Origin of the sequence: Erwinia sp. E602 (assembly GCF_018141005.1) — a bacterium.
Taxonomy (GTDB): Bacteria; Pseudomonadota; Gammaproteobacteria; order Enterobacterales; family Enterobacteriaceae; genus Erwinia.
Genome location: NZ_CP046582.1, coordinates 2,743,408 through 2,763,111, shown reverse-complemented (window position 1 = coordinate 2,763,111; position 19,704 = coordinate 2,743,408). Strand labels below are relative to the sequence as shown.

At 59.5% G+C, this 19,704-nt stretch carries 22 protein-coding genes; 12 read left to right on the top strand and 10 right to left on the bottom strand.

Going from position 1 to position 19,704, the window contains the following annotated elements:
* Positions 1-14: 14 nt before the first annotated feature.
* A complete protein-coding gene (locus tag GKQ23_RS14155) occupies positions 15-1,244 on the bottom strand; it encodes an MFS transporter (protein WP_212408593.1) in 1,230 nt (409 codons plus the stop codon).
* Positions 1,245-1,699: 455 nt separating this feature from the next.
* Between GKQ23_RS14155 and yjbE the strand changes: the two genes are divergently transcribed.
* A complete protein-coding gene (yjbE, locus tag GKQ23_RS14150; RefSeq protein ID WP_072166474.1) occupies positions 1,700-1,939 on the top strand; it encodes an exopolysaccharide production protein YjbE in 240 nt (79 codons plus the stop codon).
* Between the two features lie 243 nt (positions 1,940-2,182).
* Here yjbE and pyk read toward each other — a convergent pair whose 3' ends face one another.
* Together pyk and GKQ23_RS14140 are read right to left on the bottom strand one after the other, a co-directional pair.
* Complete coding sequence (pyk, locus tag GKQ23_RS14145) at positions 2,183-3,625, bottom strand: pyruvate kinase (RefSeq protein WP_056241908.1); 1,443 nt, start codon at positions 3,623-3,625, stop codon at positions 2,183-2,185.
* A 111-nt stretch (positions 3,626-3,736) separates the two neighbouring features.
* Positions 3,737-4,606, bottom strand: a complete 870-nt coding sequence (locus tag GKQ23_RS14140; protein WP_101505709.1) for a MurR/RpiR family transcriptional regulator — start codon at positions 4,604-4,606, stop codon at positions 3,737-3,739.
* A gap of 383 nt (positions 4,607-4,989) precedes the next feature.
* Between GKQ23_RS14140 and zwf the strand changes: the two genes are divergently transcribed.
* Together zwf and GKQ23_RS14130 are read left to right on the top strand one after the other, a co-directional pair.
* Positions 4,990-6,465 (top strand): glucose-6-phosphate dehydrogenase, encoded by a 1,476-nt coding sequence (gene zwf, locus GKQ23_RS14135; protein WP_056241915.1) that lies wholly within the window; start codon positions 4,990-4,992, stop codon positions 6,463-6,465.
* Positions 6,466-6,524: 59 nt separating this feature from the next.
* Positions 6,525-7,166, top strand: coding sequence for a bifunctional 4-hydroxy-2-oxoglutarate aldolase/2-dehydro-3-deoxy-phosphogluconate aldolase (locus tag GKQ23_RS14130; RefSeq protein ID WP_056241917.1), 642 nt, complete (start codon positions 6,525-6,527; stop codon positions 7,164-7,166).
* A 48-nt stretch (positions 7,167-7,214) separates the two neighbouring features.
* On the opposite strand, the gene purT is transcribed toward GKQ23_RS14130, so the two are convergent.
* Positions 7,215-8,393: a formate-dependent phosphoribosylglycinamide formyltransferase gene (gene purT / locus GKQ23_RS14125; RefSeq protein WP_212408592.1), complete on the bottom strand. Its 1,179-nt coding sequence runs from the start codon at positions 8,391-8,393 to the stop codon at positions 7,215-7,217.
* A 139-nt stretch (positions 8,394-8,532) separates the two neighbouring features.
* On the opposite strand from purT, the gene GKQ23_RS14120 reads away from it, so the two are divergent.
* On the top strand, positions 8,533-8,829 hold the full coding sequence (locus GKQ23_RS14120) for a YebG family protein (RefSeq protein ID WP_212408591.1): 297 nt from the start codon (positions 8,533-8,535) through the stop codon (positions 8,827-8,829).
* A 47-nt stretch (positions 8,830-8,876) separates the two neighbouring features.
* Here GKQ23_RS14120 and GKQ23_RS14115 read toward each other — a convergent pair whose 3' ends face one another.
* Positions 8,877-9,707: a sugar phosphate isomerase/epimerase gene (locus GKQ23_RS14115; RefSeq protein ID WP_212408590.1), complete on the bottom strand. Its 831-nt coding sequence runs from the start codon at positions 9,705-9,707 to the stop codon at positions 8,877-8,879.
* 177 nt (positions 9,708-9,884) lie between these two features.
* Here GKQ23_RS14115 and GKQ23_RS14110 point away from each other — a divergent pair, with 177 nt between their 5' ends.
* Entirely contained in the window at positions 9,885-10,535 is a 651-nt protein-coding gene (locus GKQ23_RS14110) for a tellurite resistance TerB family protein (protein ID WP_212408589.1), read from the top strand.
* A gap of 125 nt (positions 10,536-10,660) precedes the next feature.
* The gene (locus GKQ23_RS14105; protein WP_212408588.1) at positions 10,661-12,721 is read left to right on the top strand and encodes a S9 family peptidase; all 2,061 of its coding nucleotides are present in this window, start codon (positions 10,661-10,663) and stop codon (positions 12,719-12,721) included.
* On the opposite strand, the gene exoX is transcribed toward GKQ23_RS14105, so the two are convergent.
* The 3 genes from exoX to GKQ23_RS14090 form a co-directional block, all read right to left on the bottom strand.
* Complete coding sequence (gene exoX, locus GKQ23_RS14100; protein WP_101505716.1) at positions 12,718-13,383, bottom strand: exodeoxyribonuclease X; 666 nt, start codon at positions 13,381-13,383, stop codon at positions 12,718-12,720. The genes GKQ23_RS14105 and exoX overlap by 4 nt on opposite strands.
* A 12-nt stretch (positions 13,384-13,395) precedes the next feature.
* Positions 13,396-14,154 carry a carbon-nitrogen hydrolase family protein gene (locus GKQ23_RS14095; RefSeq protein ID WP_212408587.1) on the bottom strand — a complete coding sequence of 253 codons (759 nt, stop codon included), beginning with the start codon at positions 14,152-14,154 and terminating at the stop codon, positions 13,396-13,398.
* 118 nt (positions 14,155-14,272) lie between these two features.
* Positions 14,273-14,503 carry a DNA polymerase III subunit theta gene (locus GKQ23_RS14090; protein ID WP_212408586.1) on the bottom strand — a complete coding sequence of 77 codons (231 nt, stop codon included), beginning with the start codon at positions 14,501-14,503 and terminating at the stop codon, positions 14,273-14,275.
* Positions 14,504-14,669: 166 nt separating this feature from the next.
* Between GKQ23_RS14090 and yobA the strand changes: the two genes are divergently transcribed.
* From yobA to GKQ23_RS14075, 3 genes are all read left to right on the top strand, one after another.
* On the top strand, positions 14,670-15,032 hold the full coding sequence (gene yobA, locus GKQ23_RS14085) for a CopC domain-containing protein YobA (protein WP_212408585.1): 363 nt from the start codon (positions 14,670-14,672) through the stop codon (positions 15,030-15,032).
* A gap of 1 nt (position 15,033) precedes the next feature.
* Entirely contained in the window at positions 15,034-15,912 is an 879-nt protein-coding gene (copD, locus tag GKQ23_RS14080; protein WP_212408584.1) for a copper homeostasis membrane protein CopD, read from the top strand.
* Between the two features lie 66 nt (positions 15,913-15,978).
* The gene (locus GKQ23_RS14075) at positions 15,979-16,314 is read left to right on the top strand and encodes a YebY family protein (protein ID WP_101505720.1); all 336 of its coding nucleotides are present in this window, start codon (positions 15,979-15,981) and stop codon (positions 16,312-16,314) included.
* Positions 16,315-16,712: 398 nt separating this feature from the next.
* Here the strand turns inward: GKQ23_RS14075 and GKQ23_RS14070 are convergent, their stop codons facing one another.
* Positions 16,713-16,955: a type II toxin-antitoxin system HicB family antitoxin gene (locus GKQ23_RS14070; RefSeq protein ID WP_072166475.1), complete on the bottom strand. Its 243-nt coding sequence runs from the start codon at positions 16,953-16,955 to the stop codon at positions 16,713-16,715.
* A 230-nt stretch (positions 16,956-17,185) separates the two neighbouring features.
* Here GKQ23_RS14070 and umuD point away from each other — a divergent pair, with 230 nt between their 5' ends.
* The 3 genes from umuD (at position 17,186) to GKQ23_RS14055 (ending at position 19,247) form a co-directional block, all read left to right on the top strand.
* Positions 17,186-17,605, top strand: a complete 420-nt coding sequence (gene umuD, locus GKQ23_RS14065) for a translesion error-prone DNA polymerase V autoproteolytic subunit (protein WP_212408583.1) — start codon at positions 17,186-17,188, stop codon at positions 17,603-17,605.
* Positions 17,605-18,867: a translesion error-prone DNA polymerase V subunit UmuC gene (gene umuC / locus GKQ23_RS14060; protein WP_212408582.1), complete on the top strand. Its 1,263-nt coding sequence runs from the start codon at positions 17,605-17,607 to the stop codon at positions 18,865-18,867. Before umuD ends, umuC begins: the two co-directional genes overlap by 1 nt.
* Positions 18,868-18,998: 131 nt before the next feature.
* Positions 18,999-19,247: a hypothetical protein gene (locus GKQ23_RS14055; RefSeq protein WP_072166476.1), complete on the top strand. Its 249-nt coding sequence runs from the start codon at positions 18,999-19,001 to the stop codon at positions 19,245-19,247.
* A gap of 127 nt (positions 19,248-19,374) precedes the next feature.
* Here GKQ23_RS14055 and GKQ23_RS14050 read toward each other — a convergent pair whose 3' ends face one another.
* The gene (locus GKQ23_RS14050) at positions 19,375-19,530 is read right to left on the bottom strand and encodes a Hok/Gef family protein (RefSeq protein WP_212408581.1); all 156 of its coding nucleotides are present in this window, start codon (positions 19,528-19,530) and stop codon (positions 19,375-19,377) included.
* Positions 19,531-19,704: the final 174 nt, after the last annotated feature.

The following is a 19,704-nucleotide window of genomic DNA, read 5'->3' as shown; positions in this document are numbered from 1 at the left end:
AAGCCGCCGGCGGCTTACGGATTCAGCACCGAACGGCGCTGCCATTCGCGCAGGAAAGCCCTGACCAGCACCAGCCATATCAGGATCAGCGCCAGCGTCACCACGCTGAAGCCGCCGGTACCCAGGCTGAAATAGGCCCATTTCACCAGCTCAATCCCCAGCGTAAACAGGCTTAACGACACCATTCCCAGCATCGCCGCCACGCTACCTTTCCCTTCGCTGCTGGAGAACAGGGTCAGCCGGTACAGCCCGGCGTTCACCAGCCCGGTGCCAAAGCCGTACAGGCTCAGACCGGCGGTCAGCCACAGATAGCTGTGCGGGTTAACCAGCGTGGCAACGGTAGCGATCAGCAGCCCGCCGATCAGCGGCCAGGCTCCCAGCCGCAGCGGCTTATCAATCGCCAGCCGGCCGGAGAGCAGGCTGAGGGTAAAGTTACCGCCGATCATGGCAATAAACACCGGCAGCTGCAGCAGCGCATACTCAATCCGCGTCAGCCCTTCATCGTGGATCAGCACCACCGGCGCCAGCGCCACCCAGGCGAGGCCGGGAATGTTGACCAGGCCGATAGCCACCGAGCCGCTCATCACCTGGCTGTCGCGCAGCAGGGTGCGGTAGCCGCGGGCCAGCGAGCCGGCGGAGATCTTCATCAGCGGATCGCCTGCGGTTTCCGGCATCGCCCGCCACAGGCCCACCAGCGCCACGGCGCTGACGATGCCGAACAGCCAGAACATGTTGCGCCATTCGCCAAATTCCAGGAACGCCGCGCCGGCAATCGGGCCAATCAGCGGGGCCAGCAGCGCCACGTTGGCCATCAGCGCCATGATTTTGACGCTCAGTTTCTCATCAAAGGCTTCCTGAATTGCCGCATAGCCGACGGCGCCGATAAAGCACAGGCTGGTCCCCTGCAGAAAGCGCAGTAATACAAACTGTTCAATACTCTGCACCCAGTGGGTGGCGATGCAGGTCAGTACAAAGAAGGCGACGCCGGAAAGGATCACCGGGCGCCGGCCCAGCTTGTCCGACAGCGGGCCGAGCAGCCACTGCAGCACAATCCCGCCGATCAGATAGGCGGTCAGCGACGAGGAGACCCACTCCGGGCCGACGTTGAACTCACGGGTGACCAGCAGCATGCCGGGCTGGATCATATCGTGGGCGATATAGGTAGCGAACTCAAATAACACCAGCGACAGGGGGAAAATAATATGCCTGCGCGTGAGGCTTGAAACAGGGGTGGTTGATGCCATTCTGGCTCCTTCCGTAGATGTATCGGTCGTTCCCGCTCTGCTTTGGCGGAGCGCTAAGATAGCGCATTTTATACGAAAGATGCTGCATTATTATGAGGATGTAACGCGAGAGTGGCTCTGCGTTGCCGTCCGTAATAGTTAGCATGCGTATTGATTGGCGTGGCTAATGAGAGTGACGAATTGTTCCTTACATGCCTTCGCGAGCATATTCGAAAAAAAACAGCATAAGAAAATTCTTAAAATCATTTAGTCAAAACAAATGAAATCAATGATTTGCGTTAAGTTCACTTTTTCATTACCTTGTATCTTTAAAAAAACCAATATATTACAACATCTTGCGTTGAGATAAAAAAATCAGGCAACCGTTTGTACTGTGCTATTGTAAAACGGCACTTTCCTTGAATTAAAAAGAATGAACTCCTAATCCTATCCACCCCATTTTGCAAGGGTTCTCAATGAAGGCAAAAATAGCATTGTTTTTATTAATGTCATCTCTGGCTGCGGGCGCTTCTGCCGCTACAGAAACGGGAGTGGCAGCGGGATCTGACGCGGCTGCTATGTCAACGGGTACCTCCACTGCCGTGGGTGTGGGTGTCGTCGCTGCGCTGGCGGGGGTATTTATCGCATCTTCTGGCGGCGGTGATGGTTCCAATACCGGCACCACGACCACCACCACGACCTCGACAACCCGTTAAGAGTCCGCGGCAGGGCAGGTTGTACCGCGTTGAGTGCTGCAACTGACTCTTTCCGGCCTGCACGATCGGTAAATCAGGGAGACCTGCTTTACCGATTTTTTTTGTGTGAAAGCCGCTGGGCCAGCAGTAAACGGCTAAGCCGTTGCGCCTTAGAGTGAAGGCGTCGCGGGAAGGTTACTGACATCAAAGAACGCAATGTGATCCGGGGGCGCCTGACGCTGCAGGAGCCCCCGTAAGTTGCTTTTACTCGACGCGCAGCACGCGGCTGGTATTGGTGGTGCCGGTGGTGCTCATGACGTCGCCCTGGGTGACAATTACCAGGTCGCCGGAAACCAGGAACCCTTTGTCACGCAGCAGGTTGACGGCGTCGTGGGCTGCCGCCACGCCATCGTTATTGCTGTCAAAGTAAACCGGGGTGACGCCGCGGTACAGGGCGGTCAGGTTGAGCGTGCGCTCGTGGCGTGACATGGCAAAGATCGGCAGGCCGGAGGTGATACGCGAAGTCATCAGCGCGGTACGGCCGGATTCGGTCATGGTGATGATCGCCGTGACGCCCTGCAGGTGGTTGGCGGCGTACATCGCCGACATGGCAATCGCTTCTTCGATATTGTCGAACTGCACGTCCAGGCGGTGCTTGGAGACATTGATGCTGGGGATCTTTTCAGCACCCAGGCATACTTTGGCCATCGCTGACACCGTTTCCGCCGGGTACTGGCCCGCCGCGGTTTCTGCCGACAGCATCACCGCATCGGTGCCGTCGAGCACGGCGTTTGCCACGTCCATCACTTCGGCGCGGGTCGGCATCGGATTGGTGATCATCGATTCCATCATCTGAGTGGCGGTGATCACCGAGCGGTTCAGCTGACGGGCGCGACGGATCAGCGCTTTCTGAATACCCACCAGCTCCGGATCGCCGATCTCAACGCCCAGGTCGCCCCTGGCGACCATCACCACGTCAGAGGCAAGGATGATGTCATCCATCGCCTCCTGAGACGCGACGGCTTCCGCACGCTCAACTTTAGAGACCAGCTTCGCGTCGCAGCCTGCTTCACGCGCCAGGCGACGCGCGTAGTGCATATCTTCGCCGCAGCGCGGGAAAGAGACGGCCAGGTAGTCAACGCCAATTTTCGCCGCCGTCAGAATGTCGGCCTTGTCTTTTTCGGTCAGCGCTTCTGCTGACAGGCCGCCGCCCAGTTTGTTGATCCCTTTGTTGTTCGACAGCGGGCCGCCGACGGTGACTTCGGTGAACACCTTCATGCCCTGAACTTCCAGCACCTTCAGCTGCACGCGGCCGTCATCCAGCAGCAGGATATCACCCGGGACCACGTCCGCCGGCAGACCTTTATAGTCAATGCCGACCTTCTCTTTGTCGCCTTCGCCTTTACCCATGCTGGCATCCAGCAGGAATTTCTCACCGATGTTGAGGAAGACTTTGCCCTCCTTAAAGGTGGATACGCGAATTTTAGGACCCTGCAGATCGCCGAGGATCGCCACGTGGCGGCCTAATTTGCTGGCGATGGCGCGCACTTTGTCGGCGCGCAACTGGTGATCTTCCGCGGTACCATGGGAGAAGTTCAGACGAACAACGTTGGCGCCCGCAGCGATGATCTTTTCCAGGTTATTATCGCGGTCGGTGGCAGGCCCAAGCGTGGTTACAATCTTGGTTCTTCTGAGACGTCTTGACATGTATAACTCCGTTGGCTTTAAACGTTGTACTGCAGGTGCAGGCACAACCAGGCTGACTCTGTCGTTTCAGGTTAAGGGCCAGGCTGGCCCTTACGGGACTGCTGCTTAAATTCATTCACGGGAGCGGGCAAGCGGGCCGTCTTTATCCAGACGGGACTCTTTTAATGCGTCCTTAACCCGTTTCAGGTTGTCACGAAATTTGGCACCGCGCCGCAGGGTGAAGCCGGTGGCCAGCACGTCGACCAGCGTCAGTTGCGCCAGGCGGGAGACCATCGGCATGTAGATGTCGGTATCCTCCGGGACGTCCAGCTCCAGGGCCAGGGAGGCTTCGCGGGCCAGCGGCGAGTCGGGGGAGGTGATCGCCAGCACCGTTGCGTCGTTTTCCCGCGCCAGGCGGGCCAGTTCAACCATCGATTTGGTGCGGCCGGTATGCGAAATCAACACCACCACGTCTCCCTCTCCGCTGTTGATACAACTCATGCGCTGCATCACAATATCATCAGAATAGAAAACCGGTACATTGAAGCGGAAAAATTTATTCATTGCATCGTGCGCTACCGCGGCGGAGGCACCCAAACCAAAAAAAGCGATCTTTTTTGACTGGGTGAGCAGGTCAACGGCGCGGTTTACCGCCTGGGTGTCCAGCCCCTGTCTGACCTGATCCAGCCCGGCCATCGCCGACTCGAAAATCTTGCTGGAGTAGGCGTCCACGCCGTCATCCTGATCGACAATGCGGCTGACATAAGGCGTGCCGTTGGCCAGGCTTTGCGCCAGCTGCAGTTTGAAATCGGGGAAGCCGCGGGTGCCAAGCCGGTGACAGAAGCGGTTCACCGTCGGTTCACTGACCGCAGCGGCCCGCGCCAGCGTGGCGATGCTGGAGTGCATGGCGGTGGAAGGGGAAGCGAGAATGACTTCGGCGACTTTGCGTTCAGATTTACTCAGTTTTTCCCACTGAGATTGAATTTTTTCCAATACATTCATAGAGATATTTACTCATACATTTTGCCGATTTCAATCACAGGTGAAATCAATCTCATTTTGTAGAGAATATACAACGCATTATGCGAATGAAGGCAACCAGGAACGTGATAAAAGGCCCATTTTTTACCAGAGTTTGAGCTGGGTCAGATTTCACAACGGTAATAACGGTAACAAAAACGATGGAAAATTACGCATAATTTATCGCCCGCCCGGAAGGTGGGGCGGTATATTGCCCGATAACTGAATACATTGTGCCAGAGTGGCCTGCCCTGGTTTACGCGCACCGGGCAAAGCAGTACATTGTATTGAAACAAAATTACAATAAGAGTCTGTCCACTTACGGAATCACCAGGACGGGCTAATCCTGCAACGAGGAGAATGAAATGGCGGTTACACAAACAGCTCAGGCATGCGATCTGGTGATTTTCGGTGCCAAAGGCGACCTGGCGCGCCGGAAACTGTTGCCCTCTCTGTATCAACTGGAGAAAGCCGGACAGATCCATGAAGAGTCCCGCATCATCGGCGTTGGCCGTGCTGAGTGGGATAAAGCAGCCTACACCAAGGTAGTGCGTGAGGCGCTGGAAACCTTCATGAAGGAAAAAATCGATGAAGCGCTGTGGGATAAACTCAGCAGCCGTCTCGATTTCTGCAACCTGGACGTTAACGACAGCAGCCACTTCCCGCGCCTGGGCAAAATGCTTGACCAGAAAAAACGCGTAACTATCAACTACTTTGCCATGCCGCCAAGCACCTTTGGCGCAATTTGCAAAGGCCTTGGCCAGGCAAAGCTGAATGCTAAGCCGGCGCGCGTGGTAATGGAAAAGCCGCTGGGTACTTCACTGGCGACCTCGCAGGAAATTAACGACCAGGTCGGTGAGTTCTTCGAAGAGAGCCAGGTGTTCCGTATTGACCACTATCTCGGCAAAGAGACGGTGCTGAACCTGCTGGCGCTGCGCTTCTCCAACTCGTTGTTTGCCTCTAACTGGGATAACCGCACCATCGACCACGTGCAGATTACCGTGGCGGAAGAGGTGGGAATCGAAGGGCGCTGGGGTTACTTCGACCAGGCCGGCCAGATGCGCGATATGATCCAGAACCACCTGCTGCAGGTGCTGACCATGATCGCCATGTCACCGCCGGCCGATCTGTCGGCTGACCGCATCCGTGACGAGAAAGTGAAGGTGCTGCGTTCACTGCGCCGCATTGACCACACCAACGTGCGTGAAAAAACCGTGCGCGGCCAGTACACCGCTGGCTTCGTGCAGGGCAAAAAAGTGCCGGGCTACCTGGAAGAAGAGGGGGCCAATAAGAACAGCAACACCGAATCTTTTGTCTCTATCCGCGTGGATATCGACGACTGGCGCTGGGCGGGCGTGCCGTTCTACCTGCGTACCGGTAAGCGACTGCCGACCAAATGTTCAGAAGTGGTGGTCTACTTCAAGAACCCGGCGCTGAACCTGTTCAAAGACTCCTGGCAGGAACTGCCGCAGAACAAACTGACCATTCGTCTGCAGCCGGACGAGGGCGTGGAAATCCAGATCCTCAACAAAGTGCCGGGCCTGGATCACAAGCACAACCTGCAGACCACCAAGCTGGATCTGAGCTTCTCTGAGACCTTCAATCAGTCGCACCTGGCGGACGCCTACGAGCGCCTGCTGCTGGAAACCATGCGCGGCATTCAGGCGCTGTTCGTGCGCCGTGACGAAGTGGAAGAGGCCTGGAAGTGGGTTGACTCCATCATGGACGCATGGTCTGCGGATAAAGAAGCGCCGAAGCCTTATCAGGCCGGCACCTGGGGCCCGGTCGCGTCGGTGGCGATGATCACCCGCGACGGCCGTTCGTGGAACGAGTTCGAGTAATCTGCTGATGTTCTGAAACCCGCTACGGCGGGTTTTTTTTATTACAAGGAGACTGAGCAATGAGTAACTGGAAAATCAGCGCCCGCCAGATCCTGGAGACGGGCCCGGTGGTACCGGTGATCGTGGTCAACGACGTTGCGCACGCGGTGCCAATGGCCAAAGCGCTGGTGGCAGGGGGGATCCGCGTGCTGGAGGTTACCCTGCGTACCCCCTGCGCGCTGGAGGCGCTGCAGGCGATGGTGCGCGAGGTGCCGGAAGCGATCGTCGGGGCCGGCACGGTGCTGAACGCGCAGCAGCTGCAACAGGTGACCGACGCCGGCGCGCAGTTTGCTATCAGCCCGGGCTTAACCGAACCGCTGCTGCGTGCCGCCGTTGACGGGCCGCTGCCGCTCATTCCGGGTATCAGCAGCGTATCGGAGCTGATGACCGGGCTGGATTACGGGCTGCGGGAATTCAAGTTCTTCCCGGCGGAAGCCAACGGCGGCGTGAAGGCGCTGCAGGCGATTGCTGGCCCGTTCCCGCAGGTGCGTTTCTGCCCGACCGGCGGTATCTCCCCGGCCAACTATCGTGACTATCTGGCGCTGAACAGCGTGCTGTGCATCGGTGGATCCTGGCTGGTGCCGTTGGACGCGCTGGAGGCAGGAGATTATCAGCGGATTACGCAGCTGGCGCGGGAAGCGGTGGCCGGCGCGCGGCAGTGATGAGCGCAGGTGATTTTCGGGGCGGCGCACACCGCCCCGGATTCGGCGTTAGCCGCTGACCTTCACGCTGGCCGCTGCCGCCACCGCGCGGGCGACCGCTTCATCAACGTTGTCGCCGGTGGCCAGCGCTACGCCCATACGACGCTGACCGCGCACTTCCGGCTTGCCGAACAGGCGCAGCTGCAGGCCGGCACCCAGCGCGGCGGAGAGATTGCCAAACTGTACGTTGTCGCTGTCCAGCTCCGGCAGGATCACCGCCGAGGCCGACGGGCCGTACTGGCGAATGCCGCCAACCGGCAGGCCGAGGAAGGCGCGCACGTGCAGGGCGAATTCGGAAACGTCCTGCGAGATCAGCGTAACCATGCCGGTATCGTGCGGGCGCGGTGACACTTCGCTGAACACCACTTCATCACCACAGACAAACAGCTCGACGCCGAACAGGCCGCGGCCGCCGAGGGCGGTGACCACTTTTTCTGCGATTGCCTGGGCACGTTCCAGCGCCAGCGCGCTCATCTGCTGCGGCTGCCAGGATTCGCGATAGTCGCCCTCTTCCTGACGGTGGCCGATCGGCGCGCAGAAGTGGATACCGTCTACCGCACTGATGGTCAGCAGGGTGATTTCGAAATCGAATTTCACCACGCCTTCGACAATCACCCGCCCGGCACCGGCGCGGCCGCCCTGCTGGGCGTACTCCCAGGCCGCATCCAGCTGAGCCGCATCACGGATAAAGCTCTGGCCTTTGCCGGACGAGCTCATCACCGGCTTGACGATGCACGGGAAGCCGATTTCATCGGCGGCGGCAAGAAACGCCGCGTGGCTGTCGGCGAAGCGGTAGGTTGAGGTCGGCAGCGCCAGTTCTTCGGCCGCCAGGCGACGGATGCCTTCGCGGTTCATGGTCAGTCTGGCCGCGCGGGCGGTCGGCACCACGTGCTGGCCCTGCTTTTCCAGCTCAATCAGCATATCGGTAGCGATGGCTTCAATTTCAGGCACCACAAAGTCGGGCTTCTCAAGGGCAACCAGCGCGGCGAGCGCGGCGCCGTCCAGCATATTGATAACGTGGCTGCGGTGAGCCACGTGCATCGCTGGCGCATCGGCATAGCGATCGACGGCGATCACTTCCACCCCAAGACGCTGGCACTCCAGGGCCACTTCTTTACCCAGCTCGCCCGATCCTAACAGCATTACGCGTGTCGCAGCAGGGCGCAGCGCGGTTCCTAAAGTCGTCATAATGTCTACCTGATTGGATGAAAAATAACGCGCGCAGTATAAACGAAAACGTTTGCGCGATCATCTGTTACGGGAAGCTTGAGTCAAAAAACCGTTGCTGTTATACTGTATATAAACACAGTTAACCGGAGTGAACATCATGGCTGTTGAGATTAAATACGTTGTCGTCAGAAAAGGTGAGGAAAAGATGACTTTTGCCAGCAAGAAGGAAGCCGATGCGTACGACAAAATGCTCGATATGGCGGAAGTGTTCTCTGACTGGTTAACCACCAGCCAGCTTGAACTGGACGAACAGCAGGGCGAGGCGCTGGGCCTGTTCCTGGCGGAGAACAAAGACGCCCTGCAGCATATCCTGCGCAGCGGCAAGCTGCCGGAAGAGAGCAGCGACAGCGCCGAAGACGACGCCACTACGCTGCGCGCGGTAAAATCGGCCTGATGGCTGACCGGGCGTCAGGTCGGCATAATGACGGGGAGCATTTTTTACTACCGATAGCCTGCGCTGTCCAGCACCCTGCGCAGTGACTGCATTGCCGCATCAGCCGTCAGATGCGCATCGGCTGCCTGGCGCTCGTCATTAAATACCTCCAGCCCGACGGGGCCGCGATAATCCAGCGTTTTCAGGTGCTGCAGCAGCGATGTCAGGGGGAAGTTTCCCTCGCCGGGTAACAGGCGATGGTGACGCGCGGTTTCAACCAGCTGGTTTTTCTGCGGCCGGGTGCTGAGATCTGACAGCTGCACCAGGTAAATTTTTTCCGCCGGGATCCCCGCCAGATCGTCAAGCGTCCGCCCGCCGGCAAAGATATGAAAGGCATCCACCACCAGCCCGATATTTCCGGCGCCGGTCTTTTGTATCAGATGCCAGGCGGCATCGGTGGTATTGATATGCTGGCTCCAGGCCATCGCTTCATAGGCGACCCGCAACCCGCGCTCTGCCGCCTGTGCCGTCAGCCAGCGCAGGTCCTGCAGTACGCAGCCGGCATCGCAGCAGGGATCGGTGGAGGCTGGGGTCAGTATCGTGTTTGCTCCCAGCTTAACGGCGTTGTCCATCATCGTCAGCGCCTCACGTCGCTTATCCTCACGTTTGTCGCCGCGCGCGCCGTCAAAATCCAGCAATACCTGATAGTCGGTCAGCCCCAGCTGCAGTTCGTGCAGCAGCGGCGCCAGCGTGAAGGCACCCCCGCCGGCGGCCTGCACATCCTGTTGCCACAGTTCAACCTGATCAAAGCCCGCTGACTTCGCCGCACGCAGCTTCTGCTGCGGCGTGCCGCCGGTGAGAATGGTGTTAAGAAACAGCGGGGAAGCGTGCTGCGTCATCAGTGCTCCTGAAAACTTACGAACCAGGTAGTACAGAGTAGAAGCCCTGTAGCGGTCCGGCAAGTTCAGCGCCCGAAAGCGCTATGGCGGCATCTTCTTTAACCGGCCTTTGCATCCTTTGACGTTTCCTGACGCGCCTTCGCCTATTGTGGTGTTTTTCGGCCAGAAGGAACCACTATGAGCAACTGGTTACAGCAGATTCAATCGGTACTGGGTAAGGCGGGTAAATCCTCCGGCGGAGAAGGGCTGAGCAAAATGCTGGCTCCCGGCGCGCTGGGCGGGCTGGCGGGCATGCTGATTGCCAGCAAGTCGTCACGTAATCTGCTGGCTAAGTACGGCAAAAATGCGCTGATCATTGGCGGTAGCGCGGCGGCGGGTGCTGTGCTGTGGAACAGGTACAAGCAGCGGGTCAGCGAAACCCACCGCGACCAGCCGCAGTTCGGTCAGCAGAGCACGCCGGTGGACCGCCGCGCCGAACGGCTGATTGAAGCGCTGGTGTTTGCCGCCAAAAGCGATGGCCATATCGACAGCTCAGAGCGTCAGGCCATCGATGAACATATCCGCCAGTCGGGCCTCGGCGAACAGGCCGAACGGCTGGTGCAGCAGGCGATTGAGCGTCCGCTGGATCCACAGCGGCTGGCGGCGGATGTCAAAAATGAAGAAGAGGCGCTGGAGGTCTATTTCCTCAGCAACCTGGTGATTGACGCCGACCACTTTATGGAGCGCAGCTACCTGCAGGCGCTGGGTGACGCGCTGAACATTCCGCAGGACGTGCGGGATTCGATTCTGGGTGACATCCGCGAAGAGAAACTGAAACTTATTGCCTGACGCTGACGCTGAGCCGGGCGATTTCCCGTCGCCCGACCTTTTTGTGTTCCCACCCGCATAATTCCTTGGCATTTCGTCCGCTTACTGCCAGTCTTTCAGACAGGCACAGCAACCGCGAAGAGACTATGACCCCTCCATTAGCGAAAAAAATCCCCCATCAGATGACCCTGCATGGTGAAACCCGTACCGACAACTACTACTGGATGCGTGACGACGAGCGCGCTGACCCGGAAGTGCTGGCCTGGCTGCAGGCTGAGAACGATTACGGTCAGCAGCTGCTGGCCCCGCAGCAGGCGCTGCAGGCCGAGCTGCTGAAAGAGATTGTCGATCGTATTCCGCCGCGTGACCAGTCGGTGCCCTATGTGAAGCGCGGCTGGCGTTACCAGAGCCGCTTTGAAGAGGGCGACGAGTACGCGATCCACAGCCGCCAGCCGGCGGATACCGCCACGCCGGAGCAGTGGCAGACGCTGGTCGACGGCAATCAGCGCGCGGCGGACAGCGAATTCTATACGCTGGGCGGCATGGCCATCAGCCGTGATAACCAGATTCTGGCGCTGGCGGAGGATTTCCTCTCACGCCGTATCTACAGCATTCGCCTGCGTAATCTCAGCACCGATCGTCAGTATGACGAGGTGCTGGAGCAGGTCTCCAGCAGCATGACCTGGGCCAACGACTCGCAGACGCTCTACTACGTGCGTAAGCACCCGCAGACGCTGCTGCCGTACCAGGTGTGGCGACATACCCTCGGCACCCCGCAGCAGCAGGACCAGCTGGTGTATGAAGAGGCGGACGATACCTTTTACGTCGGCGTATATAAAACCACCTCTGAGCAGTACATCGCCATCTCGCTTAACAGCAGTACCACCAGCGAGATCCTGCTGCTGGACGCCGGCGATCCGCAGGCGCAGCCGCAGCTGTTCAGCCCGCGGCGTAAAGATCATGAGTACAGCGTCGATCACTACCAGCAGCAGTTCTTTATCCGCTCCAACCGCGACGGGAAAAACTTTGGCCTTTACCGCAGCGCAACCGCGGATGACGCGGCCTGGCAGCCGGTGATCGCCCCGCGGGGGGATATCGTGCTGGAGGGCTACAGCCTGTTCCGCGACTGGCTGGTGGTGGAAGAGCGCCAGCGCGGGCTGACCAGCCTGCGGCAGATCCACTGGCAGAACGGCAAAGAGGTGCGTATCGCCTTCGACGATCCGACCTACGTTACCTGGGTGGGCCACAACCCGGAGCCGGAGACCAGCAAGCTGCGCTACGGCTACTCGTCGATGACCACGCCGGATACCCTCTACGAGCTGGATATGGACAGCGGCGAACGCAGCGTGCTGAAGCAGACCGAGGTGAAAGGTTTTGACGCCACGCGTTACCGCAGCGAGCGCCACTGGGTGACCATGCGCGACGGCGTTGAGGTGCCGGTGTCGCTGGTTTACCGCCAGGACAGCTATACACCGGGCCACAACCCGCTGCTGGTCTACGGCTACGGCTCGTACGGCAGCAGCATGGATGCGGATTTCAGCGCCAGCCGCCTCAGCCTGCTCGACCGCGGCTTTGTCTTCGCCCTGACCCATATCCGCGGCGGCGGCGAGATGGGGCAGCAGTGGTATGACGACGGCCGCCTGCTGAACAAGATGAACACCTTTAACGACTTTATCGACCTGACCGAGGCGCTGGTGGCACAGGGTTACGGCGATCCGGCAAAACTCTACGCGATGGGCGGCAGCGCCGGTGGCCTGCTGATGGGCACGGTGATCAACCAGCAGCCCGCGCGCTTCCACGGCGTGGTGGCTCAGGTGCCGTTTGTTGACGTGGTGACCACCATGCTGGATGAGAGCATTCCACTGACCACCGGCGAATACGATGAGTGGGGCAACCCGGCCGACGAGCAGTACTACCGCTATATTCGTCAGTACAGCCCGTACGACAACGTCACCGCGCAGGCCTATCCGCATCTGCTGGTGACCACCGGGCTACACGACTCGCAGGTACAGTTCTGGGAGCCGGCCAAATGGGTGGCAAAACTGCGTGAGCTGAAAACTGATGACCATCTGCTGGTGCTGCACACCGATATGGATGCCGGCCACGGCGGCAAATCGGGGCGTTATAAGGTGTGGGAAGAGGTGGCGCTGGAGTACGCCTTCCTGATTGGGCTGGCGAACGGAACGCTCGCCGGCCCGGCCGCTTAATCGGCGGCGCTTAAGGCGCGCAGCAGGGCACCGCGCAGGTCGGGCTTCAGGTCCGGGATATTTTTCAGCATCCACTGACAGTATCCCGGATCTTTTTTCGCCACGTCGTCAACCTTCTGCCCGCGATACTTACCAAACGGCAGGCTGTTGACCGAGCCTTTGACCTGCATGCGGCGCAGCATTTCCGCAGCATCCCAGCCGCTGTAGTCCATGATGCGTATCAGCAGCGCGGCGGTGACGTAGCAGTCGTACAGCGCCCGGTGGGCGTGCAGCTCCGGCGGCGGTGACACCTCCAGCTGCAGCGACTCGCGCAGCGCCTGGTTGCCGTACTTGCGCCCCGGCCACAGCGCGCGGGCGAGGGTCATGGTACAGATCCACTCTCCGTGCATCTCCGGCAGCATCCGCCGGTCAAAGCTGGCGTTGTGCGCAACGTAAAACGCGCTGCCGTGATAACGGCCGATCGCCTGCTCGATGGTCGGCTTGCCGCGCACCATCGCTTCGGTAATGCGGTGAATGGCCATCGCCTGGCGGCCAATTGGCCGGTCCGGCAGGATCAGGTCGCTCATCGGGTTAACGATCTGCCCGTCGACCACGTCCACCGAGGCCACTTCGACAATGCCGCCCTGCAGACCGCAGGTTTCGGTGTCGATCACTCGTAACATACTCACTCCTTTCTAGCGCTCCGCCGTGGCGTGCAGCGCATGCACTTCGCCGTGCCACTGGCTGCCCTGGCGGCGGGCGATAATCAGCTGCTCACCGTCGCCACCGCGCACCACCTGCTGCCCGTCGGGGCTCCAGAACGCGCTCTTGCCGGCAGAGACGTAGGCGCCGGTCGGCCAGGCATGGTTGGCCATCAGTACCGCCATCTGATACGTCTCTGACCAGCGGCCCAGCAGCGCGCAGTCGGCTTCATATCCCTTTTCTGATACCAGCACGCTGGTGGCATAGAGATCGGCCCCCTGCTGCGCGGCGTCGCGGGCGAACTGTTCGACGCTGATGTCGGCGCAGATCGCCAGCACCACGTTCTGCTGCGGCTGGCCGAACATCGGCACCGGGCTGCCCTGGCTGAAAATCTGCCGCTCGTCGCCAAACAGGTTGCGCTTGCTGTAGGCAAAACGCGTGCCGTCCGCGAGGAAGGTGGCGGCAGAGAGCATCACATCCTGCTGGTTTTTCAACGGCAGGCCAACACAGATACTCATCCCGTACTGCTGTGCTGCGTCCGCAAACACCTGCAGGCGGGGATCGTCCGCGGCCATCGCCAGCTCCACCATCAGCGGCAGCTCATAGCCGGTCAGCGACAGCTCCGGGAACACCAGCAGATCGACGTTAAGTTCGGCAGCCTGGCGGATAAACGCCAGGTGGTGCTCAATATTCCATGTGATATTGCCCGCGCGCGAGCCTGACTGTGCAGCAGCGATATTCCAGCCGGACATTGACCTTACCTTTCAACCTGAAACAGAGGCTGACAGCGTAACGCAAGTCGGGCGTGAACGAAACGCACCACCCTGTTTTTGTTTGGGTTGATATGGCGGAATGGAACGGAGCAACGCGCTATTTTTGTTTTGGCTCATACGGCAGTCGGGACAGGGACAGCGACGCCTGCCGGTAGTGCGTCAGCCGCTGGCGGAACCAGTCACGCAGTGCTTCCGGCTGCTCGCGCTCCACCATCTCGGCGATCGCCGGCATATTGTAGCGTTCCTTAAACGCCACGCCGGCGGCGGCCAGCTCGACGTTGATTTTGTCCTTTTCCTGCTGCGGTAAAGTTGCCAGATTGTTACTCATGATCTTCTCCTGCTAGTCTGCGGCAGAAAATAATGCAGAAGGCACGGATTAGCAAGTTTAGTGGCCAATTGATCTCCGCTGTCGCCTCGACACCCGTTTTTAAGCGGGGTATTCTTTCGGCCTCAGGCAGCGACGTGCTGCGTCCCGTTATGGATGATTAAGCAATATGCGTAATTTCTGCAGGGTCTCCGGGCTGCTGGTTGCCGCGCTGTTCGCGCAACAGGCCGCCGCTCATGCTCATCTGAAAACCCAGTATCCGGCCGCCGACGCCGTGGTTACCGCCTCGCCGCAGGCGCTGACGCTGACCTTCTCGGAAGATATCGAGCCCGCCTTTAGCGGCCTGGACGTCACTGCCGCAAATCAACAGCCGGTGGCGCTGGGCAAGGCGCAGCGTGACGCGAAAATGCACAGTCAGCTGATCGTGCCGCTGGAAAAACCGCTGACCAGCGGCAGCTACCAGGTGAAGTGGCACGTGCTTTCCGTGGACGGCCACAAGACCAAAGGAAGCTACCGCTTCTCCGTGAAGTAACATGTCGCTGACCGCGCTCTATATTCTCTGCCGCTGGCTGCACTTTGGCGCGCTGATGTCGCTGGCGGGGGCCGGGTTTTACACCGTCCTGCTGGCGCCTTCGCGCTATCGGCCGCATCTGAGCGGGCGTTTACGCCCCTTGATGGTCGCCGCCAGCGGCGTGACGCTGATGAGCACGCTGCTGCTGCTGACGGCCCAGACCGGGCTGATGGGCGACGGCTGGGGCGATATGCTCAGCGCTGAGGTCTGGCAGGCGGTGCTGAACACCGGCTTTGGCCGGGTCTGGCAGTGGCAGTGCCTGATTGCGCTGTGCGGCTGCCTGGCCTGGCTGCTGCGCGGTGCCGCAGGCCAGCGCCTGCTGTTGCTGATGGCGCTGCTGCAGCTGGCCGGTCTGGCGTTTGTCGGCCACGCGGCGATGCTGGACGGCTGGGCAGGGGGCGTTCAGCGGGTTAACCAGATGGTGCACCTGATCGGCGCGGCGTTCTGGGCCGGCGGCCTGCTGCCGCTGGTGGTGGTGATGCGCGAAGCGCGTGGCGCGGCCCACCGCTATGATGCCATCCGCACCCTGATGCGCTTCTCCCGTTACGGCCATCTGGCGGTCGCGCTGGTGGTGCTGAGCGGTGTGCTGAACTCGCTGCTGCTGCTCGGCTGGCCACCGGCCAGCTTCCGCCTCTACAGCCAGCTGCTGCTGGTAAAAGTCGCTCTGGTGGCCGCTATGACGCTGATCGCGCTGGTTAACCGCTACTGGCTGGTACCGCGTTTTCAGCGCAGCGGTCAGCGGGCACAGCAGCTGTTTATCCGTACTACGCTGGCGGAAATCGTGCTGGCGGCGCTGGCGCTGCTGGCGGTGAGCCTGTTTGCCACGCTGCAACCGGGTTGAGCCCTGGCGGCGCACAGACGCACTGAAAAAATACACTTAAGACATCGTGTTAAGGTAAAAATCGTAATGAAAAATTGGGCATTGCTGTTTATTGCACTGGGCGTGAGCACCAGCGCGCTGGCTGGCGTTGAAACGGTCAGTCGTTTTGATATGGGCAAGGATAACTGGCCGTTTACCCGCGAAGAGATGATGCTGAGCTGCGAAAAGGGTAACGTGCTGTTTGCGATCAACGACGGTACGCTGATGCAATATCCATTGAACGAAGAGGCGATCGCCAAAGTGCAGGCCGGGCAGACGCACGGCGTGCCGATTGAGAAAGTGCTGGCGGATGACCCGAACAATCCGGGCCATAAAAAGAGCCTGGCACCGATTATCGCCCGCGCCGAGAAGCTCTGTAACTGACTGCCGGGGCAGGGGGAGGCTCCTCTGCCGCCGTTGGTAAACCCGCGCTGCGACGGTTAACGCCGTGTTAACTTCAGCCCGGCGGATGATCGGCCTGTCTCGCCAGCGTTGTGAACGTGCTGTCGATCTCACCTGCTGCTGCTCCTGTCGGTCGCCGTATAGTTAGCGCGCACGGCGTTTTGCCGCCAGTCTCCGGCGGCGGACGCCCGTTTCTGCCGCTTCGATCACAATGCTAACATTAAGTTAACATCTTCATTTCCACCGGCTGGAATTCCCCTGCCGGTGGTCTATCTTTTAAGAGTCAGGCACACCGCCTGCATTAATGCCAACTTTTAGCGCACGGCTCTGCAAAGAGCCATTTCCCTGGACCAAAGGCAGGATTGGCCTTTGGTCTTTTTTTATGTCGGTACCTTAATAAACCGCTCGGTAGCCGCACGCGCCAGAAACTCGGAACGGCTGCGATACCCAGGATGGTTTGCCACAAACCGATTGATACGCCGGATCGGCAGCATCGGAAGCGTCACGTTAATTTTTCCGGCTTTGCCCATCAGGGGAGTGACATCCACGTCAACCAGCGCCCGGATAGTTCCTGCATATTCCCCGTCATCAATGAACGCCTCAATACAGGTGGTGGAAGGCAACAGTTTCACCTTCTTCTACCAAAAGTTCTGTATGGCCCTCAATGGCTTCGCGAACGCTATCAATCGCATCCTGATAGCTATCGCCAGAATCCTTTAAGCATGTTCACCCCTGCGTAGTTAAATCCCACCGTTCATCAACCGCATAGTTCGTCGCCCGTGAAAAAGGGTTGATCGTTGGTAATGATCGATAATACTGTATATATATACAGATATTTCTTATGTGGTGTTCTATGCAAATTTTTAAGGCCTGCGAGTGGCCCTCTCTGCTGGCTTTACCCCTGTTCCTTGAACGGGTGCCGTGCGGCTTTCCGTCACCGGCGCAGGACTATATTGAGACGCGCATCAATCTTAACGACGTATGCATTGCTCACCCCAGTGCCACTTACTTTATCCGCGTCAGCGGCGATTCGATGATAGGGGCGGGCATCGGCGACGGCGATATGCTGGTGGTCGACAGCTCGCTGACCGCGGTGCACGGTGATATCGTGGTGGCCTCCATCGACGGCGAGTTTACGGTAAAAAAACTGCAGCTGAGTCCGGTACCGCGGCTGGTGCCCATGAATCGTGCTTACTCGCCGATCGTCATCAACCCTGAAGAGGGGCTGAGTCTGTTCGGCGTAGTGACCTTTGTGATTAAGCCGACCCGCTGATGTTCGCGCTGGCTGATGTGAACAGCTTTTACGCCAGCTGCGAAACGGTGTTTCGCCCGGACCTGCGCGGTAAGCCGGTGGTGGTGCTGAGCAATAATGACGGCTGCGTGATTGCGCTGTCGGCGGAGGCGAAGCGGCTCGGGATCGTAATGGGTGCGCCGTACTTCCAACAAAAAGCGCTGTTTCAGCAGCACCGGGTCAATGTCTTCAGCTCGAATTATGCGCTCTACGCAGATATGAGCCAGCGGGTGATGACACTACTGGAAGAGATGGCACCGGGCACCGAGATCTACTCGATCGATGAGGCATTCCTGAACCTGACCGGCGTCAGCCACTGCATGCCGCTGGCGCAGTTTGGCCATCAGGTGCGGGACCGTATTAAGAAGGAGGCGCATCTGACCATCGGCGTCGGCATTGCGCCGACCAAAACGCTGGCCAAGCTGGCTAACCACGCGGCCAAGAAGTGGCCGCAGACCGGCGGTGTGGTCGATCTCTCCAGCCCGGAACGGCAGCGTAAACTGCTGGCCCTGGTCGAAGTGGCCGACGTGTGGGGCGTAGGCCGGCGAATCAGTAAAAAACTCAGTCTGCTGGGGATCGACACGGCGTTGCAGCTGGCGGAGAGTTCGCCGTGGATGATTCGTAAGAATTTTAACGTGGTGCTGGAGCGCACTGTGCGTGAACTGCGTGGCGAACCCTGCCTTGCGCTGGAGGAGTTTGCCCCGGCGAAACAGCAGATCGTCTGCTCGCGTTCGTTCGGCAGCCGCATCACCGATTACCAGCATATGCGTCAGGCGGTGTGCGCCTATGCCGAACGGGCGGCGGAAAAACTGCGCCAGGAGCGCCAGTACTGCCGCCAGGTCTCAGTCTTTGTGCGCACCAGCCCGCACACGCCTGGCGAGGTGTTTTACGGCAATCAGGCGGGGGGATACCTGCCGCTGCCGAGTAATGATACTCGTGACATTATCCGACTGGCGATGGCGGCGCTGGATCGCATCTGGATCGACGGGCACCGCTATATGAAGGCCGGTGTGATGCTCGGCGACTTCTTCAGCCAGGGAGTGGTACAGCTGAACCTGTTTGATGAGTGCCAGCCGCAGGCCAACAGTGCCGCGCTGATGCAGATCCTCGACGGTATTAACCAGCAGGGGAAGGGCAAGCTGTGGTTTGCCGGACAGGGGATGCAGAAAAGCTGGGCGATGAAGCGTGAGATGCTGTCGCCTGCCTATACCACCCGTTGCGCTGACCTGCCCGTCGCAAAGTGAAACAGGGCAACGTTGCGGGGAGTGTTCTCCCCTGAGCATCTCCCGCGCAGTAGCGCCGAACCGGTGCGCCGTGTTACAAAGAACCCCCGGCGGGCAAATCCGACGGATAACCGGTTGAGAAGGCGCGGATAATGGAAACGGTTTTAGGTTTTATGGGGTTAATTCTCGGGGCATGGGCGGTCAGGGTCATCTGCCGCCGGCCGCCGACTACCGGCTGGACGATTGCAAAAGCCGTCTTTGCCGCCGGTTACTTCCTGGCGGCAGGCGGGATTGGCGGTACGCAGCCCGAGAACCGCGTTTACGCCATCGTCGCGCTGCTGCTCGGTGCCGCCGTCGTGCTGTTGCTCAGCCGCCGTGGTCAGGCAGCGCCAGCCGCTTAGCCTGCTGGCGGCTACGGCCGCTCCGGACGACAGGCTGATTCGTCCGATCGCGTATAAAAAGGCGGGTGCTTAAGACCGGCCGCCGGCAACAGCGGTTGGCGGGGAGGCGCCTCCCCGCCGTTTGCCTTTATCTTATGGATTCGTAAGCCATAAAGACGGCAACAACTTCCGTTTGCCCGCTTCGGATGCGCAGCTCACAGAGGTCTTTCCTGTTGAGCACCACCACCACCGTAATAATGATGATGATCAGAATGGCGATCGGGATCGCCGCGTGCTGTCTCATGGTTACTCCTCCTTGTCTTTCGACGGATAAAGGACTAACCTGCATGTTGTGACGCATTAGGGTCAGGCCTCATTTGATGGATATCGAATGGGGCTTTTCTCTTTCTGCCGTCAACATAACTATGCTTAAGGCAGAAAGCCTCAAGCACCCGCCTGCACACTACGCCTTTTTTCT